Below are 25252 nucleotides of genomic sequence, written 5' to 3' on the forward strand. Positions count from 1 at the left end.
GGCGGCTTCCTTTAGGCGTTCGATGCCTGGACCAGGCGCATCAGGGTCGCTTTGGCGGCGCCGCTGTCAAGGGCGCGGGTCGCCTGGTCGAGGCCGGCGCGCAGGTCAGGAGCCGCGTCGGCGATCACCAGGGCGGCGGCCGCATTGAGGAGGGCGACATCGCGATAGGGGATGCGCGCCCCTTCCAGCACCGCGCGCAGCTGGGCCGCATTGTGCTCGGGATCGCCGCCCTTGAGGTCTTCGAGCTTGGCGACCGGCAGGCCCACTTCCTCGGGCGTCACGGTGAAGCGGCGCACGGTTCCGTTCTCCAGCGCCGCCACGTGGGTGGGGCCGGTGGTCGTCATCTCGTCGAGGCCGTCGGAGCCGTGCACGACCCAGAGCTTCTTGGCGCCGAGCTCCTTCATGACCTGGGCCAGCGGGTCGAGCCAGGCCTCCGAGAACACGCCGAGGAGCTGACGGGAGACCGAGGCCGGGTTGGCCAGGGGACCGAGCAGGTTGAAGATCGTGCGGGTGCCGAGCTCCACACGCACCGGCGCCACGTGGCGCATGGCGGCGTGGTGGGTCTGGGCGAACATGAAACAGAGACCCGCCTCTTTCAGGCAGCGCTCCAGCCCTTCCGGGTCAAGCCCGAGCTTCACGCCCAGCGCCGAGAGTACGTCCGCCGTGCCGGATTTCGAGGAAGCGGCGCGGTTGCCGTGCTTGGCGACCTTGACGCCTGCGCTTGCCGTGATGATCGCCGCAAGGGTCGAGATGTTGTAGCTGCCGGAATGGTCGCCGCCCGTGCCGACGATGTCGACCGCACCCTCGGGCGCTTTGACCTTGAGCATCCGGCCACGCATGGCCGACACGGCGCCGACGATCTCCTCCAGCGCCTCGCCGCGGACCCTGAGGGCCATCAGGAAGGCGCCGCTCTGGGCGGGGGTGACCTCGCCGGACAGGATATCGTCGAATGCCGAGCGGGCCTCTTCGCGCGTCAGCGACGCGCCGGTGGCGACCTTGGCGAGGTAGGATTTGAAGGATTCCATTGGTTCTCAGTGCCCGGCCGCGGGAGCGCCGTTGCGTCCCTGGCGATGAGCGGCGTTCCATGAGGCCGCGAGGTCGAAGAAATTGCGCATGATGGTGACGCCGTGCTCCGAGAGGATGCTCTCGGGATGGAACTGCACGCCGTGCACCGGCAGATGGCGGTGGGACAGGCCCATGATGAGCCCGTCGGCGGTCTCGGCCGTCACAGCGAGACCGGCCGGGCAGGTCTCCCGGTCGACGATGAGCGAATGATAGCGCGTCGCCTTGAACGGGCCGTTGATGCCGCGGAAGATCGTCTGGCCGTGGTGCTCCACGTCGGACACCTTGCCATGCATGGGCAAGGGCGCGCGGCTGACCGTGCCGCCATAAACCTGGCCGATGGTCTGAAGACCGAGGCAGACGCCGAAGACTGGGATCCGCGAACCCACCCGCTCCACAAGATCGAGGCAGATGCCGGCCTCGTTGGGCGTGCAGGGGCCGGGGGAGAGCACGATGGCGTCCGGATCGGCGGCAAGCACCTCGTCCGTGGTGAGCGCGTCGTTGCGCACCACCTCCACGCCGGATACCAGCGGCGCCACGAGGTGGACCAGGTTCCAGGTGAAGCTGTCGTAATTGTCGATGACGAGAACGCGGGTCATGGCGCCCCGACGTTTGCGCATGGGCGAAGCCCGGTCAAGGGAAGCGTTGCCGTCTCGTTCATTGGCCGATCCTCGCCCGGCTCGCGAAGCGGACGGCCTCCTCGGCCGCGCGGAAGAGGGCCTTGGCCTTGTTGATGCATTCCTGCTGCTCGGAAGCCGGATCGGAATCGTAGACGATTCCGGCCCCGGCCTGCACGGCCATGCGGCCGTCCTTCACCAGGGCCGTGCGCAGCACGATGCAGGTATCCATCTGCCCGTCGGCGCCGAAATAGCCGATGCAGCCCGCGTAAGGCCCGCGCTTGTGCTTCTCGAGCTCGTCGATGATCTCCATGGCCCGCACCTTCGGGGCGCCCGAGACTGTTCCGGCCGGGAAGCCGGCCACGAGGGCCGCGAGGGCATCGTATTTCTCGTCGAGGCGGCCCTCCACGTTCGACACGATGTGCATGACCTGGCTGTAGAATTCCAGGAAGAACGAATCCGTCACCTCGACCGAGCCTATGGCCGAGACGCGGCCCACGTCGTTGCGGCCGAGATCGAGGAGCATGAGGTGCTCCGCGCGTTCCTTCTGGTCCGCCAGGAGGCTGTCCGCATGGGCCCGGTCCTCGGCCGCGGTGGCACCGCGGGGGCGCGTTCCGGCGATCGGGCGGATCGTGACCTTGCCGTCCCGGACCCGCACCAGGATCTCGGGCGAGGAGCAGACGATCTGAAAATCCTCGAAGTCCAGATAGCAAAGGAACGGGGCCGGATTGACCCGCCGCAGGGACCGGTAGAGGGCGAAGGCCGGAAGGGTGAAGGGGGCCTCGAAACGCTGGGAGAGCACCACCTGGAAGATGTCGCCGGCGCGGATATATTCCTTCGCCTTCGCGACCATGGCCCTGAACTCCTCCGGCGTCGTGTTCGACACCGGCGGCTCGAAATGGACGGACGAAGGGTCGGTCCTGTCCTCGATGGGCATGGGGCTGTCGAGGGCGAGCCCGACCTCGTCAAGCCGGGAGAGGGCCGTCTCGTACGCCGCCTTGGCGGATACCCCCGCCTGGGGGCGCACGGGCGTGATCAGGGAGATCTCGTCCTTCACGGCGTCGAACACCACCATGACGGTCGGGCGGACAAGCACCGCGTCAGGCACCTTCAGGACGTCCGGGTTCGGCTCCGGCAGCCGCTCCATGAGGCGGACCATGTCGTAGCCCAGATAGCCGAAGAGCCCCGCCGCCATGGGCGGCAGCTCATCGCCGAGCGGCAGGGCGCTTTCGGCGATCAGGGCCCTGAGGCTCTCAAGAGGATGCCGCTTGTCGGGCTCGAAGCGCCCTTCGCGGGCAAGCGCCTGCCGGTCGAGGGAGGCCTGACCGTCCTGGCAGCGCCAGACGAGGTCAGGATCAAGGCCGATCATCGAGAAGCGGCCCCGAACGGCGCCGCCCTCGACGGATTCCAACAGGAAGGCGGGCCCCTTCCGGCCGTGCCGCAGCTTCAGGAAAGCCGCGACCGGGGTCAGCAGATCGCCGACGAGGGTTGTGCGCAGGACGCCTGCCTGACCCTTGTCGTAGGCTCCGGCGAAGGTTTCGAAATCGGGTGCGACGACCATGGGATCAAAGGTCGCCGCCGCCCGTGGCCTGGCGGAGGGCCTGCTGGTTGATGGTGACGCCGAGATCCTTGCGGATCTGCGCGATGTACTCGTTCACCAGGTCGTCGCCCATGCCGTTGCGGAGCTGGGTTTCGATCTGCTGGGCCTCCTGGGAAGTCGGCGCGAGGGGCGGGACGGATGCAGCCGTGACCTTGAACACGGCCCGCGTCTCGGCGCCGGACGCGGCGTTGCCGGGCTGGCCGACCGGGACCGAGAAGATGCGGGTGACCGCATCGGCGTTCAGTTCGTCCTTGGCGACGCCGCGGGCGAGGTCGGCTGCGCTCTTTGCCGCGGCGCCGGCATCCTGGGCGACGGCCTCGATGGCCTCGCCCTTCTCCAGGCGCTCCGTCAGACCGCGGGCCTTCTCGGAGAGGCGACGGGACACCTCGTCCGTATGCCAGAGCTTGGCGACCTGGTCCCGGACCTCGTCCAGGGTCTTCTCGCGGGAGGGCTCGATTCCCGTCACGTCGAACCACACATAGCCGCCGTCGGGCATGCGCAGGGGCTCGTTGTCGACGCCGATATCGGACGCGAAGGCCGCCTTCACGACCGCATCGCGACCGGGGAGCTCCACGGGCTTGCCGGCCTTGTCCAGGCCTTGGCTGTCCACGGCCGGGATCTGGACGAGGGGGAGACCCTTCTCCTTGGCGATCTCTGCGAGCGGACGGGCGCCGGCCCGCTGGTCCTCGATGGCATCGTGGATGGATTCGAGCTGATCGCCGGCGCGCGCCTTGGCAAGCTCCGCGCGGATCTCTCCAGCCACTTCCTCGAAGGGCTTGACCGATTCCGGCGCGATCTTCGTCACGCGCACGAGCACCGGGCCGAAGCGACCGTCCACGGGGCCGCTGGTGGCCCCTTCCTGAAGCGAGAAGGCCGCCTCGGCCACGGCCGGGTCCAGCATCTCGCTCTTCGTGAAGGTGCCGAGCTCGAGATCCTGCGGCGGAACCTTCCGCTCCTCCGCGATGCTCTCGAAGGTCGCACCTTCCTTGATCCGGTTGAAGGCGGCCTCAGCCTCCTCCTTCGACGGGAAGGTGATCTGCTGGATCGTGCGCTTCTCGGGGGTGCCGAACTTGGCCTTCTCCTGCTCGTAGCGCTGGCGGGCATCGGCATCGCTTATGGATTCCGGCTTGGCCAGGGAGGTCGCGTCGAGGGCCATGGCCGTAAGGGAGCGGTATTCAGGGGCCTGGAAGGCGCCCTTGCGCTCGTCGAAGAAGCTCTGGAGCTGCTCCTGGGTCGGAGCCGGAATCTCGCCCGCCATGGCGGCGGTCAGCACGAAATAGGAGGCTGTCCGGCGCTCGGTGGAATAGCGGTTGAAGGCTTCCCGGGCCGCCATCGGCACGGTCAGGTCGCCCGCAATGGCCTCCGCCAGATGGATGCGGGCCATGGCGCTGCGCTGTTCGTGCACAAATCCGGCCTCGCTGAGGGAGGCGTTGCGGAGCACCTGGTCGAAGAGAGCGCGGTTGAACTGCCCGTCAGCGCCCCGGAAGGCCGGATCCTCCGTGATGGAACGGGCGACCAGCTGGTCCGACACGCTCAGGCCAAGCTTCCTGGCCTCTTCGGACATGACCGCCTCGTTCACGAGATTCGACAGGACCTGCTGGTCGATCCCGAAGAGCCGGGCCTGTTCGGGCGTGATGACCGTGCGGAACTGTCGCCCGAGGCGTTGCAGCTCGTTGTTGTAGGCCGTGCGGACGGCGTCGATCGTAATGTCCGTCTTGCCGACTCGGGCGATCGAAGAGGGCGGGGTCGCGCGGAAAATGTCGCCGATGCCCCAGATCGCGAAACTGACGATCAGGAGGCCGAAGAAGATGGCCATGAACGTCTTGCCGACCAGGCTCTGACCGGCCTTGCGCATTCCTCGAAGCATAGCGAACCCGTTTTCTCGAAACTCGTTAGAGAGGGCGATAACCGATCAGCGGCCCGGGGAAAAGGGCAAGTCGGTTGAAAGAGTCTTCAAGTCTCTGGTACTGCCACATTATCAAGCGTGACAGGAGAGCCCGAATGAGCGTCGATCGGCCGCGCCCGCTGGTGGCGGGGAACTGGAAGATGAACGGATTAAAGTCTTCCGCCAAGGTGATGAGCGAGATTCAGGCGGGCTATACGCCCGGCCTGAAGGCGAAGGTCGAGCTGGCCGTCTGCCCGCCCACCACACTCCTGGGCATGTTCGCCCTGATGGCGGTGGGCTCTCGGGTCGCTGTCGGCGGGCAGGATTGCCATGCCAAGGAAATGGGTGCCTTCACGGGCGATCTCTCGGCCGAGATGCTGGCCGATGCCGGGGCATCCTATGTCATTCTCGGTCACTCCGAGCGACGTCAGTACCATGACGAGAAGGACGCCGACGTCTGCGCCAAGGCCCTGGCGGCCCACCGGGCGGGGCTCACGGCTATCGTGTGCATCGGCGAGACGCAGCAGGAGCGGGAGGCCGGGCGGGCCCTCGCGGTGGTCAAGAAGCAGCTTCGCGGCTCCGTGCCGGCCGACTCGAACAGCCACAACCTGGTCATCGCCTATGAGCCCGTCTGGGCCATCGGTACGGGCCTCACGCCCACCCCTGCGGATGTCGCGGAGGTCCATGCCCTGATCCGCGAGGAACTGCGGAAGCTGGTCGGCAAGGGTGAGCACGCCAAGGTCCGTATCCTCTATGGCGGGTCCGTGAAGCCCTCCAACGCGGCCGAGCTGATGGCCGTCGAGAACGTCGACGGCGCCCTTGTGGGCGGCGCCAGCCTCGTGGCCGCCGACTTCCTGGCCATTGCCGGAGCCTATCTGGGCTGACCGGTCTTCGGCTGTCATTCCGAGCCCCTCGGTGGGAACCGGAATGACAGATCCCTTTTCAAATTCCTTCCGTCGCGGCAAAAGGGGGGCTTGCGGGTCTTTGATCCCGTGCTCACCTATGCTACAGCCCGCGCCAACGAAGAGATACACACGAGCGGCTGACGCCTTTCGGCGCGGCCGCTTGAGGTTTTTGGAACGATGCAAACGGTTCTCATCATTGTTCACCTGATCATAGTCCTCGCCCTGATCGGCGTGGTTCTGCTGCAGCGCTCCGAGGGCGGCGGCATGGGCCTCGGCGGCGGAGGAGGAGGCGGTGTTTCGGGATTCATGACCGGACGCGGGCAGGCCAACGCCCTGACCCGGACGACGGCGATCCTCGGCGCCCTGTTCTTCCTGACGAGCCTCGCCCTGACCATCATGGCAGGCCAGAGCGGCGCGCCCCGTTCGATCATCGACGGCGTCGCCCCGGCGGCTCCGGCCGGACAGGCCCCCGCGGGCGGGCAGGGCGGCAACGTCCTCGAGCAGCTCCAGCGCATGCAGGGAGACCAGCCGGCCAGCCCGGCCCCGGCACCCGCCGCTCCGGCCCCCGCGCCGGCGACACCGCAGGTGCCTCAGTCGCAGTGACGATCAGGGCCGGAGCTTCCGGCCCTCTCTTTTTGTGGATGGCAATCGAGCGGCCGGGTTCGCCCTTGCGAATCGGCGCTCTTTATTGATGGATAGGGGTCCATGACGCGGTACGTATTCATCACCGGCGGCGTGGTGTCTTCGCTCGGCAAGGGCCTGGCTTCAGCCGCCCTCGGGGCGCTTCTCCAGGCTCGTGGTTACAAGGTTCGGCTTCGCAAGCTCGACCCTTATCTCAATGTGGATCCGGGGACGATGAGTCCCTACCAGCACGGCGAGGTCTTCGTCACGGACGACGGCGCCGAGACGGATCTCGACCTGGGCCATTATGAGCGCTTTACCGGGGTGCCGGCCACGAAGGCCGACAACATCACCACGGGCCGAATCTATCTCGACATCATCACCAAGGAACGGCGGGGCGATTATCTCGGCGCCACGATCCAGGTGATTCCCCATGTCACGAACGCCATCAAGGACTTCGTGCTGACCGGCAACGAGGGCTTCGACTTCGTGCTCGTGGAGATCGGCGGCACGGTGGGCGACATCGAGGGCCTTCCGTTCTTCGAGGCGATCCGCCAGCTCGGCAATGACCTCGATCGCGGCCAGGCGATCTATACCCACCTGACCCTGCTGCCCTTCATTCCGTCAGCCGGCGAACTCAAGACCAAGCCGACTCAGCACTCGGTCGCGGAGCTGCGCTCCATCGGCATCCAGCCCGATATCCTGCTCTGCCGTACAGACCGGGAAATTCCGAAGGACGAGCGGCGCAAGCTCGCTTTGTTCTGCAATGTCCGCGAAACGGCCGTGATCGAGGCGCGGGATGCGCCCTCCATCTACGACGTACCGCTCGCCTATCATGAGGCGGGCCTCGACAGCGAGGTGCTCGCGGCCTTCGGGATCGAGAATGCGCCTGCGCCCGATCTCAGCCGCTGGACGCGCATCTCCGGCCGAGTTCACAACCCGGAAGGCGAGGTGAACATTGCGGTCGTCGGCAAGTACACGGGGCTGAAGGACGCCTACAAGTCGCTCATCGAGGCTCTGCACCACGGCGGCATCGCCAACCAGGTGAAGGTGAACCTCAACTGGATCGAGAGCGAGATCTTCGAGCGAGAGGATCCGGCTCCCTTCCTGGAAGGAATCCATGGAATCATGGTGCCGGGCGGCTTCGGCCAGCGCGGGGCGGAGGGCAAGATCCGCGCCGCCCGCTTCGCCCGCGAGCGCAAGGTGCCGTATTTCGGCATCTGCTTCGGCATGCAGATGGCCGTGATCGAAGCGGCCCGGTCGCTGGCCGGCATCGAGAATGCCAGCTCCACCGAATTCGGCCCGACCCCGGAGCCCGTGGTCGGCCTCCTGACAGAGTGGCTGCGCGGCAACGAGCTGGAGAAGCGCGCCGCCGGGGGCGACCTGGGCGGCACCATGCGGCTCGGCGCCTATCAGGCGAGCCTGAAGCCCGGCAGCAAGGTGGCCGAGATCTACGGCGGTACCGAAATCTCCGAACGCCACCGCCACCGCTACGAAGTCAATATGGGCTATCGCGAGCGTCTGGAGTCGAAGGGCCTGCGCTTCTCGGGCGTCTCGCCGGACGGGATTCTGCCGGAGATCGTCGAATACGAGGACCATCCCTGGTTCATCGGCGTCCAGTATCATCCGGAGCTGAAGTCACGTCCTTTCGAGCCGCATCCGCTCTTCAAGAGCTTCATTCACGCGGCCGTGGAGCAGAGCCGGCTGGTGTGATCAAATAATCGCTTGAATCCCGCCGGGCCGGAACGGCTCGGCCCCTCCATCTCGGGAATGCCGAACATGAGCCGCCGTATCGACCATCTCGTGGTTGCCGTCCGCGATCTCGATCAGGCGGCAGCCTTCTACAAACGTCTCGGCTTCCAAGTCGGGGCGCGGAACCGCCATCCCTGGGGCACGGAGAATCGGATCGTCCAGTTCCGGTCGTCCTTCATCGAGCTGATCACGGTCGGGGAGGGGGCGGAGATTGCCCCTCACACGGAGCGCCAGTTCAGCTTCGGTGCCTTCGTGCGCGATTACCTGAAGAGTCGCGAAGGTCTCGCGATGCTGGTCCTCGACAGCCAGGACGCCGAGGCGGACGCGGCGGGCTTCGCCAAGGCGGGAAACGGCGCTTTCGAGCCTTTCCATTTCGAGCGTAAAGGTGCCCGGCCGGACGGCTCTGAGGTGAAAGTGGCCTTCAGCCTCGCATTCGCGTCCATGCCGGATGCAGGCCGGGCCGGCTTTTTCGTCTGCCAGCAGCATTATCCTGAAAATTTCTGGAATCCCGCCTTCCAGGCCCATGACAACCGGGCAGAAGATGTCATCGCCGTTGCCCTGTCAATTCCCGATCCCGATCGGCACAAGGCCTTCCTGTCGGCATTTACGGGCGAGGTGCCGACCCAACCGTCCCTCCATGATCTGTCCTATCGCCTGGCCGGTGGCGGGCATCTGGACGTGATGACGCCGGACGACGCCGGTGAAACCTATGGCTCCGTCGAGGCCGAGATGGACCAACCATCCTTCGTGGCCTTCGCGGTGCGGGTCGACGACGTCTCGCGCCAGGCAAAATGGCTCGATGCGGCCGGGATACCCTTCGCGCATATCGGCACGCGGCTCGTCGTCCCGGCGAGCGCCGGGATGGGCGCCGCCATCGCGTTCGAGGCAACGTAATATAAACCCCGGCCTGTTAGAGGTCCCCCTCAGCCGATACGGATCCAAGGGGGACAGATCGTGGCTTCTTCTCTGGCGGGCTTGCCCGACTTCCTGATTTTCTTCGTCATCGCGACCATCCTGGTCGCGCTCTACCTCGCCATCTACACCCTGGCGACCATGCACAACGAGTTCGCGCTCATCCGGCAGAACGTGATCTCGGCCGCGACCTCCCTAGGCTTCAGCCTCGTTGGATTCGCCCTGCCGCTCGCCAGCGCCATCGTCCATGCCCAGACCATCGTCGATTGCCTGATCTGGGGCCTCGTGGCGCTTGCCGTTCAGATCGTCGTGTACTGGCTCGTGCGCATCGTCATGCCGAACCTGTCCCAGCGGATCGCCTCGGGCGAGATGGCCGCTGCACTGTTCCTGGGCGCTGCTTCGCTCTCTGCCGGCATTATCAACGCGGCCGCGATGACGTTTTGAGCCGCGCCGTCATTCGGGGGCCGCACAACGGAGCCCAGAATGACCCGGGAAGCACCAACATACTCTCCTCCCCCACGGATCTCGGGAACACTCGAGATCCGCTCCCATCAGACGCAAGTCGGGAACACCCGACTTGCGTTGGGGAGGAGTTGGAGGTGGGGGTGCGAGCGCCAACTTGGATTCAGTCCTGCACCGCCACCCCCACCCTTAGTCCCTCCTCACAAGGGGGAGGGAAACAGGTCGCGCCTTGTCTCTGTCTTCTCTTTGCCTCCAGACCCAAAACAGGATAGGGGGACGCGCATGAACAGCACGCCACAAAGCCCCGCAATCGTCGAGGTCGGCTCCGTCCGCTTCGGCAACCATCTCCCGCTCAGCATCATCGCCGGGCCCTGCGCCATGGAGAGCCGCGAGCACGCGCTCGAGATGGCCTCGGCCCTCAAGGAGATTACGACGAAGCTCGGGATCGGCCTCGTCTACAAGTCGTCCTTCGACAAGGCGAACCGGACGTCGATGACGAGCCGCCGGGGCATCGGGCTCGACAAGGCCCTTGCGATCTTCGCCGACGTGAAGGAGGCGCTGGGAATTCCCGTGGTCACGGATGTGCATGAAATCGAGCAATGCGCTCCGGTGGGCGAAGTGGTGGACGTGCTCCAGATCCCGGCCTTCCTCTGCCGGCAGACCGACCTGGTGGTCGCCGCGGCGAAGACCGGCCGGGCCGTCAACGTGAAGAAGGGGCAGTTCCTCGCGCCCTGGGACATGGCGCACGTGGCCGCCAAGGTGACGGGCGCCGGCAACCCGAACGTGATGCTGACCGAACGCGGCGTCTCCTTCGGTTACAATACTCTCGTGTCCGATATGCGCGCCCTGCCGATCATGGCCGAGACAGGCGCGCCGGTGATTTTCGACGCCACCCACTCGGTGCAGCAGCCCGGCGGCAAGGGGGCAACTTCCGGCGGCCAGCGGGAATTCGTGCCGGTCCTCGCCCGGGCGGCGGTCGCGGTCGGCGTCGCGGGTGTCTTTATCGAGACCCATCAGGATCCGGACAAGGCGCCCTCAGACGGCCCCAATATGGTCCCCCTGAAGGAGATGGAAGCGCTTCTCTCCCGCCTGAAGGCCTACGACGCCCTGGCGAAATCCGCCTGAGAGCGAGCTTCGCTCATGCTTTTTGACGAGGGCAGGTGCGCGTTGCCGGCCCTCGGCTCCGGCTTTCGGCCGTGCTAAGGGGACAATCCCTCCTCACGCCGCCCCTCCGAGAGCCATGTCGTCGCGCAACTTGATCCGGATTCTCGCCGTCAGCGGCTTTGCAGGCACATTCTCGTCCCGGGCCGTGGAGCCGATGGTGGGGATCATCGCGCGGGACTTCGCCACCAGCCCGCAGACGATTGCGCTCCTGTCCGCAGCCTTTGCGCTGCCCTACGCCTTCATCCAGCCGATCCTCGGTCCCGTCGGGGACGCGCTTGGCAAGGAGCGGGTGATGAAGGTCGCGCTGGCGCTGCTGTTCCTGGCGCTCGCCGGATCTGTCATGGCCCCCGATGTGACGAGCCTCTTTGGCCTGCGCATCCTGGCAGGTGCGGCCGCAGGGGGCGCCGTTCCCCTCTCCATCGCGCTCATCGGCGACCGGGTCGAGATGGCACAGCGCCAGGTGGCACTCAGCCGCTATCTCGTGGCCATCATCATAGGCCAGCTTGCCGGGTCATCCTTTGCAGGCCTGATCGCCGAGTTCATCGGCTGGCGCGGCGTCTTCTCGCTCTCCACGGGGCTCATGGCGGCCGCGCTTGCGGCCACGATCGTCGGATTTCGGGATGCGCCCGCGGGCGGCCGGTTCGACATGGGCGCCGCGATTTTGCGCTACCGGGACATCCTGTCCAATCCCCGGGCGCTCGCCCTGTTCGGCTTCGTGTTCGTGGAAGCCGTCGCGATCTTCGGGATCTTCCCCTACGTCGCGCCGCTCCTGGAGCAGAGCGGCGGAGGAGGCGCTGCCCAGGCAGGCTTCGCCATCGGCGGTTTCGCCGTGGGTGGCCTCGTCTATTCGCTTTTAGTGACCTGGCTCCTCAGGACGCTCGGCATTCCGCGGCTCCTGGTGGCAGGCGGCATCTGCGCCTGTCTCGCCTTAGTGGCCCTCGGCCACACGGCCGACTGGAAGTTCTATGGCGCCGCCATGATCCTCCTGGGACTTGGCTTCTATATGCTCCACAACACCTTCCAGGCCCAGGTCACCGAGGTGGCGCCCAAGGCCCGGGCCTCGGCGGTGGCGCTCCACGCCTTCTCGTTCTTCGTGGGCCAGGCGATTGGTGTCGTGTTCATGGGCTTCGGCCTGCGCCATGCAGGCCTTGCGGCTTCGACCGGGACGGCCGCCGCGGTGATCCTCGGCGTCGGCGTCACGGCCTCGGTGGTGCTGATGCTGCCCCGGTTTCAGACCCGGGGACGGTAGGGCGCGACGCCCTGATCGGGCAGCCAGAGGTTCTTGGGCATTTCGCCCGTCTGCCAGAAAACGTCGATCGGGATGCCGCCGCGGGGATACCAGTAGCCGCCGATGCGCAGGAAGCGCGGCTCCAGCAGCCCGGCCAGCCGCTTGCCGATCGCAACCGTGCAATCCTCGTGGAAGGCGCCATGGTTGCGGAAGCTGTGCATGTAGAGCTTGAGCGACTTCGATTCGACGAGCCAGGGGCCTGGCACGTAGTCGATCACCAGGATGGCGAAATCGGGCTGGCCGGTCACCGGGCACAAGGAGGTGAACTCCGGCACCGTGAAACGGGCCAGATAATCCGTGTCCTGATGGGGATTCGGAACCCGGTCGAGCTTCGCCTCATCGGGATTGCCGGGGAGGGCGGTTGCATGACCGAGCTGGAGGGTGGGATCCGTCACGGTGTCTGTCCTTGAATGCTGTGTTGAACCGTTGCGCCGTCCTTGCCCACCTGCGCGTTTCGGTCAATAAGCCCAGAGAACGACGTGAGGCCGCACCTTCCGCCTTCTGAGGAGCTTGTTCATGACCGCAATCATCGACGTCCACGCCCGCGAAATCCTCGACAGCCGAGGCAATCCCACCATCGAGGTGGATGTAACCCTCGAAGACGGCTCCATGGGCCGGGCCGCCGTTCCGTCTGGAGCCTCCACGGGCGCGCATGAGGCGGTCGAACTGCGGGATGGCGACAAGAAGCGCTATCTGGGCAAAGGCGTCACGAAAGCTGTCGACGCGGTGAACAACGAGATCCTGGATGCCATCGGCGGTCTCGATGCGGAGGAGCAGGTCCTCATCGACGAGACCATGATCGAGCTCGACGGCACGCCCAACAAGGCGCGCCTTGGCGCCAACGCGATCCTCGGCGTCTCCCTCGCGGTCGCAAAGGCAGCCGCCGACGCCGTGACCCTGCCGCTTTACCGCTATGTGGGCGGCACCCAGGCCCGGGTCCTGCCGGTCCCGATGATGAACATCATCAATGGCGGGGCACATGCGGACAATCCCATCGACTTTCAGGAATTCATGATCCTGCCCGTGGGCGCCCCGACCCTGTCTGAGGCGGTGCGCATGGGTGCCGAGGTGTTCCACACCCTCAAGAAGGCCCTCAAGGACGCCGGCCACAACACCAATGTGGGCGACGAGGGTGGCTTCGCGCCGAACCTTCCGAGCGCCGAGGCGGCCCTGGACTTCGTCATGGCGTCCATCGAGAAGGCCGGCTACAAGCCCGGCAAGGACATGGTCATCGGCCTCGACTGCGCTTCGACCGAATTCTTCAAGAACGGCGCCTATGTCTATGAAGGCGAAGGAAAAAAGCGCTCTCCCCAGGAGCAGGCCGAGTATCTCGCGAAACTCGTGAAGGATTATCCCATCGCGTCCATCGAGGACGGGATGTCCGAGGACGACTGGGAAGGCTGGAAGATCCTGACCGACCTCGTAGGCGCCAAGTGCCAGCTCGTCGGCGACGATCTCTTCGTCACCAACGTGACACGCCTCTCGGACGGCATTCGCAAGGGCGTCGGCAATTCGCTGCTCGTGAAGGTGAACCAGATCGGCACCCTGACCGAGACCCTCGCGGCCGTCGATATGGCCCAGCGCGCCGGCTACACGGCCGTGATGTCTCACCGCTCGGGCGAGACCGAGGACTCGACCATTGCGGATCTCGCCGTCGCGACCAATTGCGGGCAGATCAAGACCGGCTCGCTCGCCCGTTCCGACCGGCTCGCCAAGTACAACCAGCTCATCCGTATCGAGGAGGAGCTCGGCGAGCAGGCACGCTATGCAGGCCGCGCGGCCCTGAAGGCTCTCATGTAAGATAACGGCATTTTGGTAGAAAAGGGCCGCCTCAAGCGGCCCTTTTCTTTTTGGTGCGAACAGTTATATAATGTAACGATAATCCGTGGCATTTTCTATGGGCTGGATATCATCAACAAGCGGGAAGCGTCGTTTGATCCACTCATTGATGAAGATGAACGCTGGCGTATTGCTCGGCGCAAGCCTCTTCCTCTCTCACCCCGCTGAAGCCTGCAACACGGGCTGCAAGGCGCCGGAACTTATCATCGAGCCAGGCAGGCGGGCCGGGCCGATTACAAAAGACACCAGCGAAGCTCAGCTTAAGGCTTCCTTGCGGCCGGGCGAGGTCGTCCGCCTCATGGTTCATATTGAGGAGGACGTCTATCAATGCGGGTCGGCTATCTTTCCAGGATCGCTCGAAATGGCCTTCATTACATGGGGCTCCATGGACAAGGTCTATCGGGGCATGACTCAGGAAGACGTTAAGGAATGTCTGGGCATGCCCAATCCGACCGGACCGCAAAACGTGATTATTCAGCGCGATTTCAGGAAGGAGCCCAACCAGCCGACAGCGTGGCGGTCAACAAAGGGCATTCGACTGGGGATGGACCTGAAGGGGCTTGAGGCGGCCGCAGGAAAGCCGTTCGAATTTTCCGTGTGTCCCTGTGACGCCGCTGGCTTCGTCTTTGGAATGCCCCGGCAGGACATATTCAAAGGCCTCGACCTTTGGCTCGACATCCCCGACTCGCTCGAACATGTCGAAAAGAACATCAAGGCAGTTGAAGATTACGCTCTGAGTTCGTCCAACGTGCCGCCCGACCTAGCGCGGAAAATTCGCTTGAGGAAAATCGTCGTGCATCTGAACGATTGAGTCCTCTCAACCGCTCCTTAACCATGACCGTGTAAGGATAAGCCATGGTCATTCGCAGGCGCGCACGAAGAATTCTGATTCCGCTGGTGCTCTACAGCATCTCGGCGGCGGTCGCGGCTTATTTCGTGCATCATGCCCATAGCGGTGCCCGCGGTTTCGAGGCGCGGGAGCATTATGAGGCTCAGGCGGACGAGCTGACCAAGGAGCTCAACGTCCTCAAGACCGAGAGGACGGATTGGGAGCGGCGCATCGCTTTGCTCCGGAGCGACCAGATCGACCGCGACCTGTTGGACGAACGCGCCAGGATCATCCTTGGACGTGTGCACCGCAACGATCTCGTGATTATGCTCGGAAACGCGGAGTCAAAGCCGTAATTTCCATTTAACTGAATTCAAGTTAATCGAGAATAATTTAACTGTGACAGTAATTTAACCTGTTCACCGTAGTATTGAAACGCGTTTTAGGCCCTCTCGCTTTCCGATACCGTCTGCGCTAGAACTTTCGTCGAGGAAACCCTTCGGAGGACCCGATGGCTGTTGCTGCCCGCAAGGCAGGCCGCGCCGCATCCGGCACGGCCAACAAGTCCACTCCCAAGAGCTCAGCGAAACAGGCTCTTAACTCCCCACAATTCGAAAAGGACCAGGACCTCCTCGCCTATCGCGAGATGCTCCTGATCCGCCGCTTCGAGGAGAAGTCCGGCCAGATGTATGGCATGGGCCTCATCGGCGGCTTCTGCCATCTCTATATCGGCCAGGAAGCTGTCGTCGTCGGCATGCAGATGGCGACGAAGGATGGCGACCAGGTCATCACCGGCTACCGGGACCACGGCCATATGCTGGCCTGCGGCATGGATGCGAAGGGCGTGATGGCCGAACTCACGGGCCGCCGCGGCGGGCTGTCCAAGGGCAAGGGCGGCTCCATGCACATGTTCTCGAAGGAGAAGCACTTCTACGGCGGCCATGGCATCGTCGGTGCTCAGGTGTCCCTCGGGACCGGCATCGCGTTCGCCAACCGCTACCGGGAGAACGACAGCGTCTGCCTCACCTATTTCGGCGACGGTGCCGCCAACCAGGGCCAGGTCTACGAGAGCTTCAACATGGCGGAGCTGTGGAAGCTACCTGTCGTGTACGTGATCGAGAACAACCGCTACGCCATGGGTACGTCCGTGAACCGTGCCTCCGCGCAGACGGATTTCTCCAAGCGCGGCGTGTCCTTCAACATCCCCGGTGAGCAGGTGGATGGGATGGACGTGCGTGCCGTCTATGCGGCCGGCCAGCGTGCGATCGAATACGCCCGCTCGGGCAAGGGCCCCTATATCCTCGAGATGCAGACCTATCGCTATCGCGGCCACTCCATGTCCGATCCGGCGAAGTACCGCACGAAGGACGAGGTGACCCGCATGCGCGAGGAACACGATCCCATCGAGCAGGTGCGCCGCCGTCTCCTGGAGAGCTGGAAGCTGTCCGAGGACGAGCTCAAGTCCATCGACAGCAAGGTGCGCGAGATCGTGAACGAGGCCGCCGAGTTCGCCACGCACGATCCCGAACCCGATCCGTCGGAGCTCTATACCGACATCGTTCTCGAGCCGGCGCGTTAAAGCGCCGGAGCGCTTCGCCTCAGCGACAATCACACAAGAGTCTTCCATGGCGATCGACATTCTCATGCCCGCCCTTTCTCCCACCATGGAGCAGGGCAAGCTGGCCAAGTGGCTGAAAAAAGAGGGCGATTCGGTAAAACCGGGTGACGTTCTCGCGGAAATCGAAACCGACAAGGCGACCATGGAGGTCGAGGCGGTGGACGAAGGTGTCCTGGCCAAGATCCTGGTCTCGGACGGCACCGACAACGTGGCCGTCAACACTCCCATCGCCATTCTGGCGGGCGAGGGTGAGGACGTGTCGGCAGCGGCCGCCAAGGCGCCCGCCCAGCCGAACGGCCCCGCTCCGGCAGGGCAGCAGCCCGCTCCGGTTCCGGACATGCAGGCGGAAGGCATGACCGACCGGCCGGCCCCTGCGGAGCGTCCCCAGCAGGCGCCCCTGTCGACCCCGGCCGCTCCGGCGGTCGTGGCGAACCGTGGCGGCTATGACGCGTCGGCCGAGGTCCCCGAGGGCACCGAGATGGTCACCATGACGGTGCGCGAGGCCTTGCGGGACGCCATGGCCGAAGAGATGCGCCGGGATGGCAACGTCTTCGTCATGGGCGAGGAAGTGGCCGAGTACCAGGGCGCCTATAAGGTCACCCAGGGGCTGCTGCAGGAATTCAGTGCCCGCCGGGTTATCGACACGCCCATCACGGAGCACGGTTTTGCTGGCGTCGGGGTCGGCGCGGCCTTCACGGGTCTGCGTCCGATCGTCGAGTTCATGACCTTCAACTTCGCCATGCAGGCCATCGACCAGATCGTCAACTCGGCGGCCAAGACCCTCTACATGTCGGGCGGACAGCTCGGCTGTCCCATCGTGTTCCGCGGCCCCAACGGCGCAGCGGCTCGCGTCGCGGCCCAACACAGCCAGGACTACGCGGCGTGGTATTCGGCGATCCCCGGCCTCAAGGTCGTGGTGCCCTATACGGCCGCCGACGCCAAGGGTCTCCTCAAGAGCGCGATCCGCGATCCGAACCCGGTGATCTTCCTGGAGAACGAGATTCTCTACGGGCAGTCCTTCCCGGTGCCGAAGCTGGACGACTTCACGGTCCCGATCGGCAAGGCGCGCATCCATCGCGAGGGCAAGGACGTGACCATCGTGTCCTTCGGGATCGGTATGACCTACGCGCTCAAGGCTGCTCAGGAGCTGGAAGCGGAAGGCATCCAGGCCGAGGTGGTGGACCTGCGCACCATCCGTCCCATGGACACCGAGACCATCGTGGCTTCCGTGATGAAGACCGGCCGCTGCGTGACGGTGGAAGAGGGCTATCCGCAATCCGGCGTCGGCGCCGAAATCGCCGCGCGGATCATGGAGCAGGCCTTCGACTATCTCGATGCTCCGGTCGTGCGCATCACCGGCAAGGACGTGCCGATGCCTTACGCGGCCAACCTCGAGAAGCTGGCGCTCCCGTCGGTGGCCGAGGTCGTCCAGGCCGTGAAGGCCGTCTGCTACAGGTGATGTCATGGCTGAACGGAAGTTCGAAGCTCTCAACGTTCCGCCCGATGTCCTCGAAAAGGGCGGCGTCGAAATCCTGAGGGCTTCGGTGTCGGAGGGGGCGGTCAGCATTGCGCTGCGCCGCGCCTTCGACGATCCGTTCACCTGGGGCGTGCTCCTCGTGGACCTCGCCCGCCATGCGGCCCGGATCTACGCCATGGAAACCGACCTCTCGGAGGACGAGGCCATGCGGGAGATCGTCGCCGGCATCCAGGCCGAGCTGGAGGATCCTTCGGATCCCGGCTCGTCCCAGGCCATCAACTAACCGGTGCCGGAGGCGAATACCCGCTCTCCGGCACGACAACGTGGTTCAACGACCCTCTTTTCGATCAGGATCCTCAAACGCCATGCCCATCAATGTCCTGATGCCTGCGCTTTCGCCCACCATGGAAAAGGGCAACCTTGCCAAGTGGCTGAAGAAGGAAGGCGACACGGTGAAGTCCGGCGACGTGATCGCCGAAATCGAGACCGACAAGGCCACCATGGAAGTGGAGGCAGTGGACGAGGGCGTTCTCGCCCGGATCCTGGTGCCCGAGGGCACGGCCGATGTGCCGGTGAACCAGCCCATCGCGCTCATCGCCGGCGAGGGCGAGGACCCGAAGAGCGTCACGGCCCCGGCCGCGAATGCGCCAGCACCCGCCGCAAAGGCAGAGGCCGCCCCGGCGCCTCAACCTGCACCCGCACCCGCACCGCAGCCTGCTCCAGCCGCTCCGCCGGCCCAGATGGCGGATGCCCGCGTGAATCAGGCACCTGCGGGTCCGGCGCGGCCTGACGGGGCCGCGGAGGGCGGCCGCGTTTTCGCGTCTCCGCTCGCCCGGCGGATCGCCAAGGAGGCTGGCCTCGACATCGCGTCGGTCCAGGGCTCCGGCCCGCATGGCCGTGTCGTCGAGAAAGACGTGCGCGCAGCGATCTCCGGCGGCACCGCGAAACCGGCCGCAGCTCCCGCGCAAGCGCCTGCAGAAAAGCCCGCCGCGCCGCAACTCGCACCGAGCATGGGCGCCGACCAAGTGAAGGCGATGTTCGAGGCCGGCACCTATGAGGAGGTGCCCCTCGACGGAATGCGCAAGACCATCGCCAAGCGTCTCGTCGAGTCGAAGCAGACGGTGCCGCATTTCTACCTGTCGCTCGATTGCGAGCTCGATGCGCTCATGGCGCTGCGCGAGCAGATCAACGCCGCCGCGACCAAGGACAAGGACGGCAAGCCCGCCTACAAGCTCTCGGTGAACGACTTCGTCATCAAGGCGCTCGCCATCGCGCTCCAGCGTGTGCCGAACGCCAATGCCGTTTGGGCGGAAGACCGTATCCTGAAGATGAAGCACTCGGATGTGGGTGTCGCGGTTGCCATCGAGGGCGGCCTGTTCACACCCGTCATCCGCAAGGCCGAACAGAAGACGCTCACGGCCATCTCGGCCGAGATGAAAGACCTCGCGGGGCGTGCCCGCACACGGCGGCTGAAGCCGGAAGAGTATTCCGGCGGCTCTACGGCGGTGTCCAACCTCGGCATGTTCGGCATCAAGAACTTCCAGGCCGTCATCAACCCGCCGCAGGGCACGATCCTCGCCGTTGGCGCGGGCGAGCAGCGGGTCGTTGTGAAGAACGGCGCGCCGGCTGTGGTGCAGGCCATGACCGTGACGCTCTCCTGCGACCACCGCGTCGTGGACGGTGCGCTCGGCGCAGAACTGCTCGCGGCCTTCAAGGTGCTCATCGAGAACCCGATGGGGATGCTGGTTTAAGAAGAGGTTATCCCGGTCGAAGCGTCAGCGCAGAGCCGGGATCGCGCGACGAGATTAGCGCCTTTTCCTGACAAAGATCCCGGCTATCGCTGCGCGAAGCCGGGATAACGACTGGGGACATCATGGCAAATCAATACGACATCATCGTCATCGGCGGCGGGCCGGGCGGCTATGTGGCGGCAATCCGGGCGGCGCAGCTCGGGTTCAAAACGGCCGTCGTGGAGCGCGAGCATCTCGGCGGCATCTGCCTCAACTGGGGCTGCATCCCGACAAAGGCGCTGCTGCGCTCGGCCGAGATCTATCACTATTTCCAGCATGCCAAGGATTACGGTCTTTCGGCCGAGAAGATCGGTTTCGACGCGGGAGCTGTGGTGCAGCGCTCCCGCGGCGTTTCGGGTCGCCTCAACGGCGGCGTCGGCATGCTGCTCAAGAAGAACAAGGTCGACGTGATCTGGGGCGAGGCCTCGATCTCCAAGCCCGGCGAGGTCGTCGTGACGGCGCCGAAGAAGCCCGCCATGCAGCCGCAGACTCCGGCTCCGAAGGGTATTCTCGAGCCCGGCACCTATCAGGCCAAGCATATCATCGTGGCCACCGGCGCACGCCCGCGCGTACTGCCCGGCATCGAGCCGGACGGCAAGCTGATCTGGACCTATTTCGAGGCCATGGTGCCGAAGGAGATGCCGAAATCGCTCCTCGTCATGGGCTCGGGAGCCATCGGCATCGAATTCGCCTCCTTCTACCGCACCATGGGCGTCGAGGTGACCGTGGTCGAGGTCATGCCGCAGATCCTGCCCGTAGAGGATGCGGAGATCGCGGCGCTCGCCCGTAAGCGCTTCGAGAAGCAGGGCATCAAGATACTTGTCGGCGCCAAGGTCGCCAAGGTCGAGAAGGGCGCCAATTCCGTCACGGCTACCATCGAGGACGGCAAGGGCACACAGACCATCACGGCCGAGCGGATGATCTCAGCCGTCGGGGTCGTCGGCAATATCGAGAATCTCGGCCTCGAGAAGATCGGCGTGAAGATCGAGCGCGGCACCGTGGTGACCGACGGGCTCGGCCGCACTAACGTGCCCGGCATCTATGCCATCGGTGATGTCGCCGGCCCGCCCATGCTCGCCCATAAGGCGGAGCACGAGGGTGTGATATGCGTCGAGACGATCAAGGGCCTCCACACTCATCCCATGGACAAGGGCAAGATCCCAGGCTGCACCTATTGCAACCCGCAGATCGCCTCCGTTGGGCTCACGGAAGCCAAGGCGAAGGAGCAGGGCTACGACATCCGCGTGGGCCGCTTCCCCTTCGTAGGCAACGGCAAGGCCATTGCGCTCGGCGAGCCGGACGGTCTCGTGAAGACGATCTTCGACAAGAAGACCGGCCAGCTTCTCGGCGCCCATATGGTTGGCGCGGAGGTGACCGAGCTGATCCAGGGCTTCGTGATTGCCATGAACCTGGAGACCACCGAGGAAGAACTGATCCACGCGGTCTTCCCGCATCCGACCCTCTCCGAGACCATGCACGAGAGCGTTCTGGACGCTTATGGTCGCGTGATCCACGTGTAAGGGGAGGCCTCGCGCCTCACCGCATTCCTGCGGAGGCGAGGGGCGGCCGCTCAACATCCTGCAGAGCTTCAGGGCCGGACATTGTCCGGCCCTCGCCGTTTCCGGTCGGGAATGCGGTGTTCAGACCGCCGTGCCGTGCAGGTCGTACTCGTCAGAGCGCTCGATCTTGACGGTCACGATATCTCCGGCCCGCAGGGGGCGGCGGGAGGCGACATAGACATTGCCGTCGATCTCGGGCGCGTCGTATTTCGTGCGCCCCTTGGCGACGGTGGCGCCGGGCTCATCGATGATGACCGGCAGGCGCTTGCCCACCTTGGCCTTCTGCAGGCGGGCACTGACCTCGCGCTGAGTCTTCATGAACCGATGCCAGCGCTCGTCCTTCACCTCTTGGGGGACAGCTCCGGCCAGTTCGTTCGCCGGTGCGCCCTGGACGGGCTCGTAGCGGAAGCAGCCGACCCGGTCGAGCTTGGCCTCCTTCAGCCAGTCGAGCACAAAATCCACGTCCTCATCCGTCTCGCCGGGGAAACCGACGATGAAGGTGGAGCGGATGGCGAGATCCGGGCAGATTTCCCGCCACTTGCGGATCCGGTCGAGGGTCTTCTCCTGGTGGGCCGGGCGGCGCATGGCCTTCAGGACCGTCGGCGAGGCGTGCTGGAAAGGGATGTCGAGGTAAGGAAGGATCTTGCCTTCCGCCATGAGCGGAATGACCTCGTCCACGTGCGGATAGGGATAGACGTAGTGCATCCGCGTCCACAGGCCCATTTCGCCGAGTTCCCGGGCGAGGTCGTAGAAGCGCGTGCGCACCTCTCGGTCCTGCCAAAGGCTGGGCTGGTACTTGATGTCGAGGCCGTAGGCGCTCGTATCCTGGGAGATGACGAGGATCTCCTTGACGCCGGCCTTGGCCAGCTTCTCGGCCTCGCGCAGCACGTCCCCGATGGGGCGGCTGACCAGGTCGCCGCGCAGCTTCGGGATGATGCAGAAGGAGCAGCGGTTGTTGCAGCCCTCGGAAATCTTCAGATAGGCGTAGTGCCGCGGCGTCAGCTTGACGCCCTGGGGCGGCACCAGATCCACGAAGGGATCGTGGGCCGGAGGCGCGGCCTGATGCACGGCGCCGACGACGCTCTCGTATTGCTGTGGTCCCGTGATGGCGAGGACGTTCGGGAAGCGGTCCCGGATCTGCTCCGGCTCGGCGCCCATGCAGCCGGTGACGATCACCTTGCCATTCTCGGCCATGGCCGAGCCGATGGCCTCGAGGGATTCCGCCTTTGCGCTGTCGAGGAAGCCGCAGGTGTTGACGATCACCACGTCCGCACCGTCATGACGCTTGGTCAGCTCGTAGCCCTGGGCCCGGAGCTGCGTGATGATCCGTTCCGAATCGACAAGCGCCTTCGGGCAGCCGAGGGATACAAACGAGACTTTAGGTGCGGGAGCATTCATCCGCGGAAATCCATTTTCGAGGCTTTGGAGGCCGGAGACGCCCGCCTAGGACCGCATCGGTGCGAAAACATGGCAGGGCTGTCTGAAGAGCCGGGGCGGTGGATACCACGACAACGGGTCGGAGCGCCAGCGCGGCCGAAGCGCCCAGGGGAGTGCCCGAAATCCCGCGTCCTTCCGGGTGAGTATCCTTCCGGGTGCTGGCGCGGGAACGGGAATGCGGCCAAATAGTTAGCGTTGCGTTAACCATTTGTTCCGGGCACCCTCATGGCATTTGTCGGACCGACGACATCCAGTCCCAAGCGTACCGAGCTTCGTAGCGCCAAGCGTCGCCGTGTCCGCCAACCGGCCAAGATCGTCATCGGCTCCGAGACCATGATCCATTGTGAGGTCCACGAGATCTCGGAGGCCGGCGCCCGCATTGCCGTTCGCGAGCATTGGGACCTGCCCGACACATTCCAGCTCTACGTGATTGCCCATGTTCTTCAGGTCTTCACGGCGCGCCTGTGCTGGCGGCGGGGCAATTTTGCCGGTGTATCCTTCCGGGACGAAGAGATAGACGCGGAGTATCCTGCGCTGCCCAGCTCCGAGGCGCCGGGGATCGGACCTGTGGGAGATGTCCCGCTTGACGGACAGCCGAGCCTGCAACCCCGCCCTGCTGCCGCAACGGTCCGGCTTGGCCGCTTCGGCTCAGCCCGACGACGTCGGGCCGTGCGCTGACCTAGCGGGCCCATCGCCGGATGCAATGAAGGCAGGCATTTCTTGAAAAGCGATATTGAAACGAGCCTGGGCTGAGGCCTGTCAGGCGTGCCCGCAATGGCGGAGGGGGTGGGATTCGAACCCACGGTACGGTTGCCCGCACGGCGGTTTTCAAGACCGCTGCCTTAAACCACTCGGCCACCCCTCCACAGGTCAGAGCCGGCAGCGGAGCCGGATCCTTTCTGGGATATTGGCTGTCTAAGGCGGCAGCCCTGCCGACGTCAACTCACGCCGCTGGAAAACGATAAGAGGCGAAAAGAATCCGCCATGTGCAACGATGATCTCTTTCGTTAGGGGAGTGCCGATTCAGGCTTTCCTGAAGCGGTGGAGTTGTTTACGAAATGTGGCCGAAGGTTGAAGATTGTTTGAAGGTAATTTTGCAAGCCCTTGAATAGATTGAATATTTTGTAATCTTAACAATGTTCCCATTATGGCGACTTGGCCATTGACAAGCGCGTCGTTTAACCTTTTTTTAGCAGGTCAAAATGCACTTACTAAGGTTCGGGCAACCGGACCGCCGCACAAGCGGACAAGGGGATGCGAGGCGATATGGATTGTGATCGCGCTGAAAAGGCTGCCGCGCAAGGCTACGCAGTTGCCTTCAATCATCGGACTGTCCTCCGCATTGCAGGCGTTGCGGCAATTGCTCTGACCGCCGCCAATTGCTCCAACCGGAGCGGCATCGACCCCAAATATGGCGTAGCTCCGAGCCCACGCGTCGTAGCCGATGGCCAGCCCGTTCCAAAGGGCGGGGGACAGAAGATGGTCGGCAAGCCCTATGTGGTGGCCGGCCGCACCTATGTGCCGCGCGAAAATCCGAATTATTCCGGCGTCGGTCTCGCATCCTGGTACGGGTCGAATTTCCATGGAAGGAAAACGGCAAACGGCGAGGTCTTCGACCGGGTGTCGGTGGCCGCTGCCCACACGACCATGCCTCTTCCGAGCTATGCGCGGGTGACGAATCTCCAGAACGGGCATTCCATGATCGTCCGCGTGAACGATCGCGGACCGTTCCACGGCAACCGCATTATCGACGTGTCTGAGCGTGCCGCTCTCGCCCTCGGGTTCAAGCGGGCCGGCACCGCCCGGGTTCAGGTCGATTATGTCGGCCCTGCCTCCACCAATGGCAGCGACGACCGGATTCTCCTGGCGAGCCTGCGGACCGACGGGATTCCTGCCTCCCTGAACCGCGCCGGCCCGACGATGATTGCATCGGCAACGCCGCGTCCGGCCGCTCCTGTCGAGCCCGTGGCACTGCGTAATCCTGCGCCGTCCGACGGTGTCGCAACGGCCTTCGCATCCGCGACCGAGGAGCCGGTGGCCGTGGCCTCCGCCGGCATGCCGGCTCGTGGCATCCCGCTCCCGCCCGAGCGGCCGTTCGACCTCGGAACCATTCCGGGCGCTGCAACTCCGATTGCGGTCAGCTCGCTCTCGTCGAAGGTCCTCCCGCCGACGAGGCCGGTGGTGGCCGGGCTTTATTATGCGCCGGAGAACAATCGCTCCTCCGGCTTCCAGAAGAGCGAAGGCTTCCGGCCGCTCGATCAGAGCCGTTTCCTCCGCTGACGGGCCAGGACCGGCCCGGAATTGGGGCGGTGCTGAGGATCGGTCCTCGAGGTCGTTTCGGAGCACGAGCGTACCGCTCAGCTAGCCTGAGCGTTCTCGCTTTGCCTTATGCGGCCTAGGTGTGACTGTCAGAAATAGGGCTCTGGGCCGAGGGG

General features: G+C 64.9%; 23 protein-coding genes and 1 tRNA gene. 17 read left to right on the forward strand and 7 right to left on the reverse strand.

Annotation, left to right across the window (positions count from 1 at the left end):
- Positions 1–11 precede the first annotated feature (11 nt).
- Genes trpD through C4E04_RS09925 form a run of 4 tightly spaced genes read right to left on the reverse strand, consistent with a single transcriptional unit; the run spans position 12 to position 5134 of the window.
- The gene (trpD, locus tag C4E04_RS09910) at positions 12–1025 is read right to left on the reverse strand and encodes an anthranilate phosphoribosyltransferase (protein ID WP_109597167.1); all 1014 of its coding nucleotides are present in this window, start codon (positions 1023–1025) and stop codon (positions 12–14) included.
- Between the two features lie 6 nt (positions 1026–1031).
- Positions 1032–1661 (reverse strand): aminodeoxychorismate/anthranilate synthase component II, encoded by a 630-nt coding sequence (locus C4E04_RS09915; RefSeq protein ID WP_109600980.1) that lies wholly within the window; start codon positions 1659–1661, stop codon positions 1032–1034.
- Positions 1662–1719: 58 nt separating this feature from the next.
- Positions 1720–3240 (reverse strand): anthranilate synthase component I, encoded by a 1521-nt coding sequence (gene trpE, locus C4E04_RS09920; protein ID WP_109597169.1) that lies wholly within the window; start codon positions 3238–3240, stop codon positions 1720–1722.
- Between the two features lie 4 nt (positions 3241–3244).
- Positions 3245–5134, reverse strand: a complete 1890-nt coding sequence (locus tag C4E04_RS09925; RefSeq protein ID WP_245416283.1) for a peptidylprolyl isomerase — start codon at positions 5132–5134, stop codon at positions 3245–3247.
- Between the two features lie 146 nt (positions 5135–5280).
- Here C4E04_RS09925 and tpiA point away from each other — a divergent pair, with 146 nt between their 5' ends.
- The 7 genes from tpiA (at position 5281) to C4E04_RS09960 (ending at position 12229) form a co-directional block, all read left to right on the forward strand.
- The gene (gene tpiA, locus C4E04_RS09930) at positions 5281–6048 is read left to right on the forward strand and encodes a triose-phosphate isomerase (protein WP_109597246.1); all 768 of its coding nucleotides are present in this window, start codon (positions 5281–5283) and stop codon (positions 6046–6048) included.
- 198 nt (positions 6049–6246) lie between these two features.
- Positions 6247–6672, forward strand: coding sequence for a preprotein translocase subunit SecG (secG, locus tag C4E04_RS09935; RefSeq protein WP_109597248.1), 426 nt, complete (start codon positions 6247–6249; stop codon positions 6670–6672).
- A gap of 102 nt (positions 6673–6774) precedes the next feature.
- Positions 6775–8403: a CTP synthase gene (locus tag C4E04_RS09940; protein WP_109597249.1), complete on the forward strand. Its 1629-nt coding sequence runs from the start codon at positions 6775–6777 to the stop codon at positions 8401–8403.
- A gap of 66 nt (positions 8404–8469) precedes the next feature.
- The gene (locus tag C4E04_RS09945; RefSeq protein ID WP_109600982.1) at positions 8470–9336 is read left to right on the forward strand and encodes a VOC family protein; all 867 of its coding nucleotides are present in this window, start codon (positions 8470–8472) and stop codon (positions 9334–9336) included.
- A 57-nt stretch (positions 9337–9393) separates the two neighbouring features.
- Positions 9394–9798 carry a DUF350 domain-containing protein gene (locus C4E04_RS09950; protein ID WP_109597251.1) on the forward strand — a complete coding sequence of 135 codons (405 nt, stop codon included), beginning with the start codon at positions 9394–9396 and terminating at the stop codon, positions 9796–9798.
- A gap of 300 nt (positions 9799–10098) precedes the next feature.
- Positions 10099–10941, forward strand: coding sequence for a 3-deoxy-8-phosphooctulonate synthase (gene kdsA, locus C4E04_RS09955; protein WP_109597253.1), 843 nt, complete (start codon positions 10099–10101; stop codon positions 10939–10941).
- A gap of 115 nt (positions 10942–11056) precedes the next feature.
- Complete coding sequence (locus tag C4E04_RS09960) at positions 11057–12229, forward strand: MFS transporter (RefSeq protein ID WP_109597254.1); 1173 nt, start codon at positions 11057–11059, stop codon at positions 12227–12229.
- Here C4E04_RS09960 and queF read toward each other — a convergent pair.
- Positions 12211–12663 carry a preQ(1) synthase gene (gene queF, locus C4E04_RS09965; protein WP_109597256.1) on the reverse strand — a complete coding sequence of 151 codons (453 nt, stop codon included), beginning with the start codon at positions 12661–12663 and terminating at the stop codon, positions 12211–12213. The two genes, C4E04_RS09960 and queF, sit on opposite strands and share 19 nt — an antisense overlap.
- Before the next feature lie 121 nt (positions 12664–12784).
- Here queF and eno point away from each other — a divergent pair, with 121 nt between their 5' ends.
- From eno to lpdA, 8 genes are all read left to right on the forward strand, one after another.
- Positions 12785–14068, forward strand: a complete 1284-nt coding sequence (eno, locus tag C4E04_RS09970; RefSeq protein ID WP_109597257.1) for a phosphopyruvate hydratase — start codon at positions 12785–12787, stop codon at positions 14066–14068.
- A gap of 148 nt (positions 14069–14216) precedes the next feature.
- Complete coding sequence (locus C4E04_RS09975; protein WP_162559345.1) at positions 14217–14918, forward strand: hypothetical protein; 702 nt, start codon at positions 14217–14219, stop codon at positions 14916–14918.
- 44 nt (positions 14919–14962) lie between these two features.
- A complete protein-coding gene (locus tag C4E04_RS09980; protein ID WP_109597261.1) occupies positions 14963–15292 on the forward strand; it encodes a septum formation initiator family protein in 330 nt (109 codons plus the stop codon).
- A 155-nt stretch (positions 15293–15447) separates the two neighbouring features.
- The gene (gene pdhA / locus C4E04_RS09985) at positions 15448–16515 is read left to right on the forward strand and encodes a pyruvate dehydrogenase (acetyl-transferring) E1 component subunit alpha (RefSeq protein ID WP_109597262.1); all 1068 of its coding nucleotides are present in this window, start codon (positions 15448–15450) and stop codon (positions 16513–16515) included.
- A 46-nt stretch (positions 16516–16561) separates the two neighbouring features.
- Entirely contained in the window at positions 16562–18013 is a 1452-nt protein-coding gene (locus tag C4E04_RS09990; protein ID WP_109597263.1) for a pyruvate dehydrogenase complex E1 component subunit beta, read from the forward strand.
- 4 nt (positions 18014–18017) lie between these two features.
- Positions 18018–18314, forward strand: a complete 297-nt coding sequence (locus C4E04_RS09995) for a DUF5076 domain-containing protein (RefSeq protein WP_109597265.1) — start codon at positions 18018–18020, stop codon at positions 18312–18314.
- Positions 18315–18396: 82 nt separating this feature from the next.
- Positions 18397–19782 carry a pyruvate dehydrogenase complex dihydrolipoamide acetyltransferase gene (locus tag C4E04_RS10000; protein ID WP_109597266.1) on the forward strand — a complete coding sequence of 462 codons (1386 nt, stop codon included), beginning with the start codon at positions 18397–18399 and terminating at the stop codon, positions 19780–19782.
- Between the two features lie 122 nt (positions 19783–19904).
- Positions 19905–21341: a dihydrolipoyl dehydrogenase gene (gene lpdA, locus C4E04_RS10005; RefSeq protein WP_109597268.1), complete on the forward strand. Its 1437-nt coding sequence runs from the start codon at positions 19905–19907 to the stop codon at positions 21339–21341.
- A gap of 120 nt (positions 21342–21461) precedes the next feature.
- Here the strand turns inward: lpdA and rimO are convergent, their stop codons facing one another.
- Positions 21462–22778, reverse strand: a complete 1317-nt coding sequence (gene rimO, locus C4E04_RS10010) for a 30S ribosomal protein S12 methylthiotransferase RimO (RefSeq protein WP_109597269.1) — start codon at positions 22776–22778, stop codon at positions 21462–21464.
- Positions 22779–23042: 264 nt separating this feature from the next.
- Between rimO and C4E04_RS10015 the strand changes: the two genes are divergently transcribed.
- Positions 23043–23495: a PilZ domain-containing protein gene (locus C4E04_RS10015; protein WP_109597271.1), complete on the forward strand. Its 453-nt coding sequence runs from the start codon at positions 23043–23045 to the stop codon at positions 23493–23495.
- 97 nt (positions 23496–23592) lie between these two features.
- On the opposite strand, the gene C4E04_RS10020 is transcribed toward C4E04_RS10015, so the two are convergent.
- A tRNA-Ser gene (locus C4E04_RS10020) sits at positions 23593–23682 on the reverse strand.
- Between the two features lie 401 nt (positions 23683–24083).
- Here C4E04_RS10020 and C4E04_RS10025 point away from each other — a divergent pair.
- Positions 24084–25097: a septal ring lytic transglycosylase RlpA family protein gene (locus tag C4E04_RS10025; RefSeq protein ID WP_109600984.1), complete on the forward strand. Its 1014-nt coding sequence runs from the start codon at positions 24084–24086 to the stop codon at positions 25095–25097.
- Positions 25098–25252 lie beyond the last annotated feature (155 nt).

Source organism: Microvirga sp. 17 mud 1-3, from assembly GCF_003151255.1.
Lineage (GTDB): Bacteria > Pseudomonadota > Alphaproteobacteria > Rhizobiales > Beijerinckiaceae > Microvirga.

Coding starts and splice junctions, on each gene's coding strand:
- tpiA (WP_109597246.1), top strand. CDS start 5,281: ATGAGCGTCGATCGGCCGCGCCCGCTGGTGGCGGGGAACTGGAAGATG.
- C4E04_RS09915 (WP_109600980.1), bottom strand. CDS start 1,661: ATGACCCGCGTTCTCGTCATCGACAATTACGACAGCTTCACCTGGAAC.
- eno (WP_109597257.1), top strand. CDS start 12,785: ATGACCGCAATCATCGACGTCCACGCCCGCGAAATCCTCGACAGCCGA.
- lpdA (WP_109597268.1), top strand. CDS start 19,905: ATGGCAAATCAATACGACATCATCGTCATCGGCGGCGGGCCGGGCGGC.
- C4E04_RS09995 (WP_109597265.1), top strand. CDS start 18,018: ATGGCTGAACGGAAGTTCGAAGCTCTCAACGTTCCGCCCGATGTCCTC.
- pdhA (WP_109597262.1), top strand. CDS start 15,448: ATGGCTGTTGCTGCCCGCAAGGCAGGCCGCGCCGCATCCGGCACGGCC.
- trpE (WP_109597169.1), bottom strand. CDS start 3,240: ATGGTCGTCGCACCCGATTTCGAAACCTTCGCCGGAGCCTACGACAAG.
- C4E04_RS09925 (WP_245416283.1), bottom strand. CDS start 5,134: ATGCGCAAGGCCGGTCAGAGCCTGGTCGGCAAGACGTTCATGGCCATC.
- C4E04_RS09980 (WP_109597261.1), top strand. CDS start 14,963: ATGGTCATTCGCAGGCGCGCACGAAGAATTCTGATTCCGCTGGTGCTC.
- C4E04_RS09960 (WP_109597254.1), top strand. CDS start 11,057: ATGTCGTCGCGCAACTTGATCCGGATTCTCGCCGTCAGCGGCTTTGCA.
- kdsA (WP_109597253.1), top strand. CDS start 10,099: ATGAACAGCACGCCACAAAGCCCCGCAATCGTCGAGGTCGGCTCCGTC.
- C4E04_RS09945 (WP_109600982.1), top strand. CDS start 8,470: ATGAGCCGCCGTATCGACCATCTCGTGGTTGCCGTCCGCGATCTCGAT.
- C4E04_RS10015 (WP_109597271.1), top strand. CDS start 23,043: ATGGCATTTGTCGGACCGACGACATCCAGTCCCAAGCGTACCGAGCTT.
- secG (WP_109597248.1), top strand. CDS start 6,247: ATGCAAACGGTTCTCATCATTGTTCACCTGATCATAGTCCTCGCCCTG.
- C4E04_RS09990 (WP_109597263.1), top strand. CDS start 16,562: ATGGCGATCGACATTCTCATGCCCGCCCTTTCTCCCACCATGGAGCAG.
- C4E04_RS10025 (WP_109600984.1), top strand. CDS start 24,084: ATGGATTGTGATCGCGCTGAAAAGGCTGCCGCGCAAGGCTACGCAGTT.
- C4E04_RS09975 (WP_162559345.1), top strand. CDS start 14,217: ATGAAGATGAACGCTGGCGTATTGCTCGGCGCAAGCCTCTTCCTCTCT.
- trpD (WP_109597167.1), bottom strand. CDS start 1,025: ATGGAATCCTTCAAATCCTACCTCGCCAAGGTCGCCACCGGCGCGTCG.
- C4E04_RS09940 (WP_109597249.1), top strand. CDS start 6,775: ATGACGCGGTACGTATTCATCACCGGCGGCGTGGTGTCTTCGCTCGGC.
- rimO (WP_109597269.1), bottom strand. CDS start 22,778: ATGAATGCTCCCGCACCTAAAGTCTCGTTTGTATCCCTCGGCTGCCCG.
- C4E04_RS10000 (WP_109597266.1), top strand. CDS start 18,397: ATGCCCATCAATGTCCTGATGCCTGCGCTTTCGCCCACCATGGAAAAG.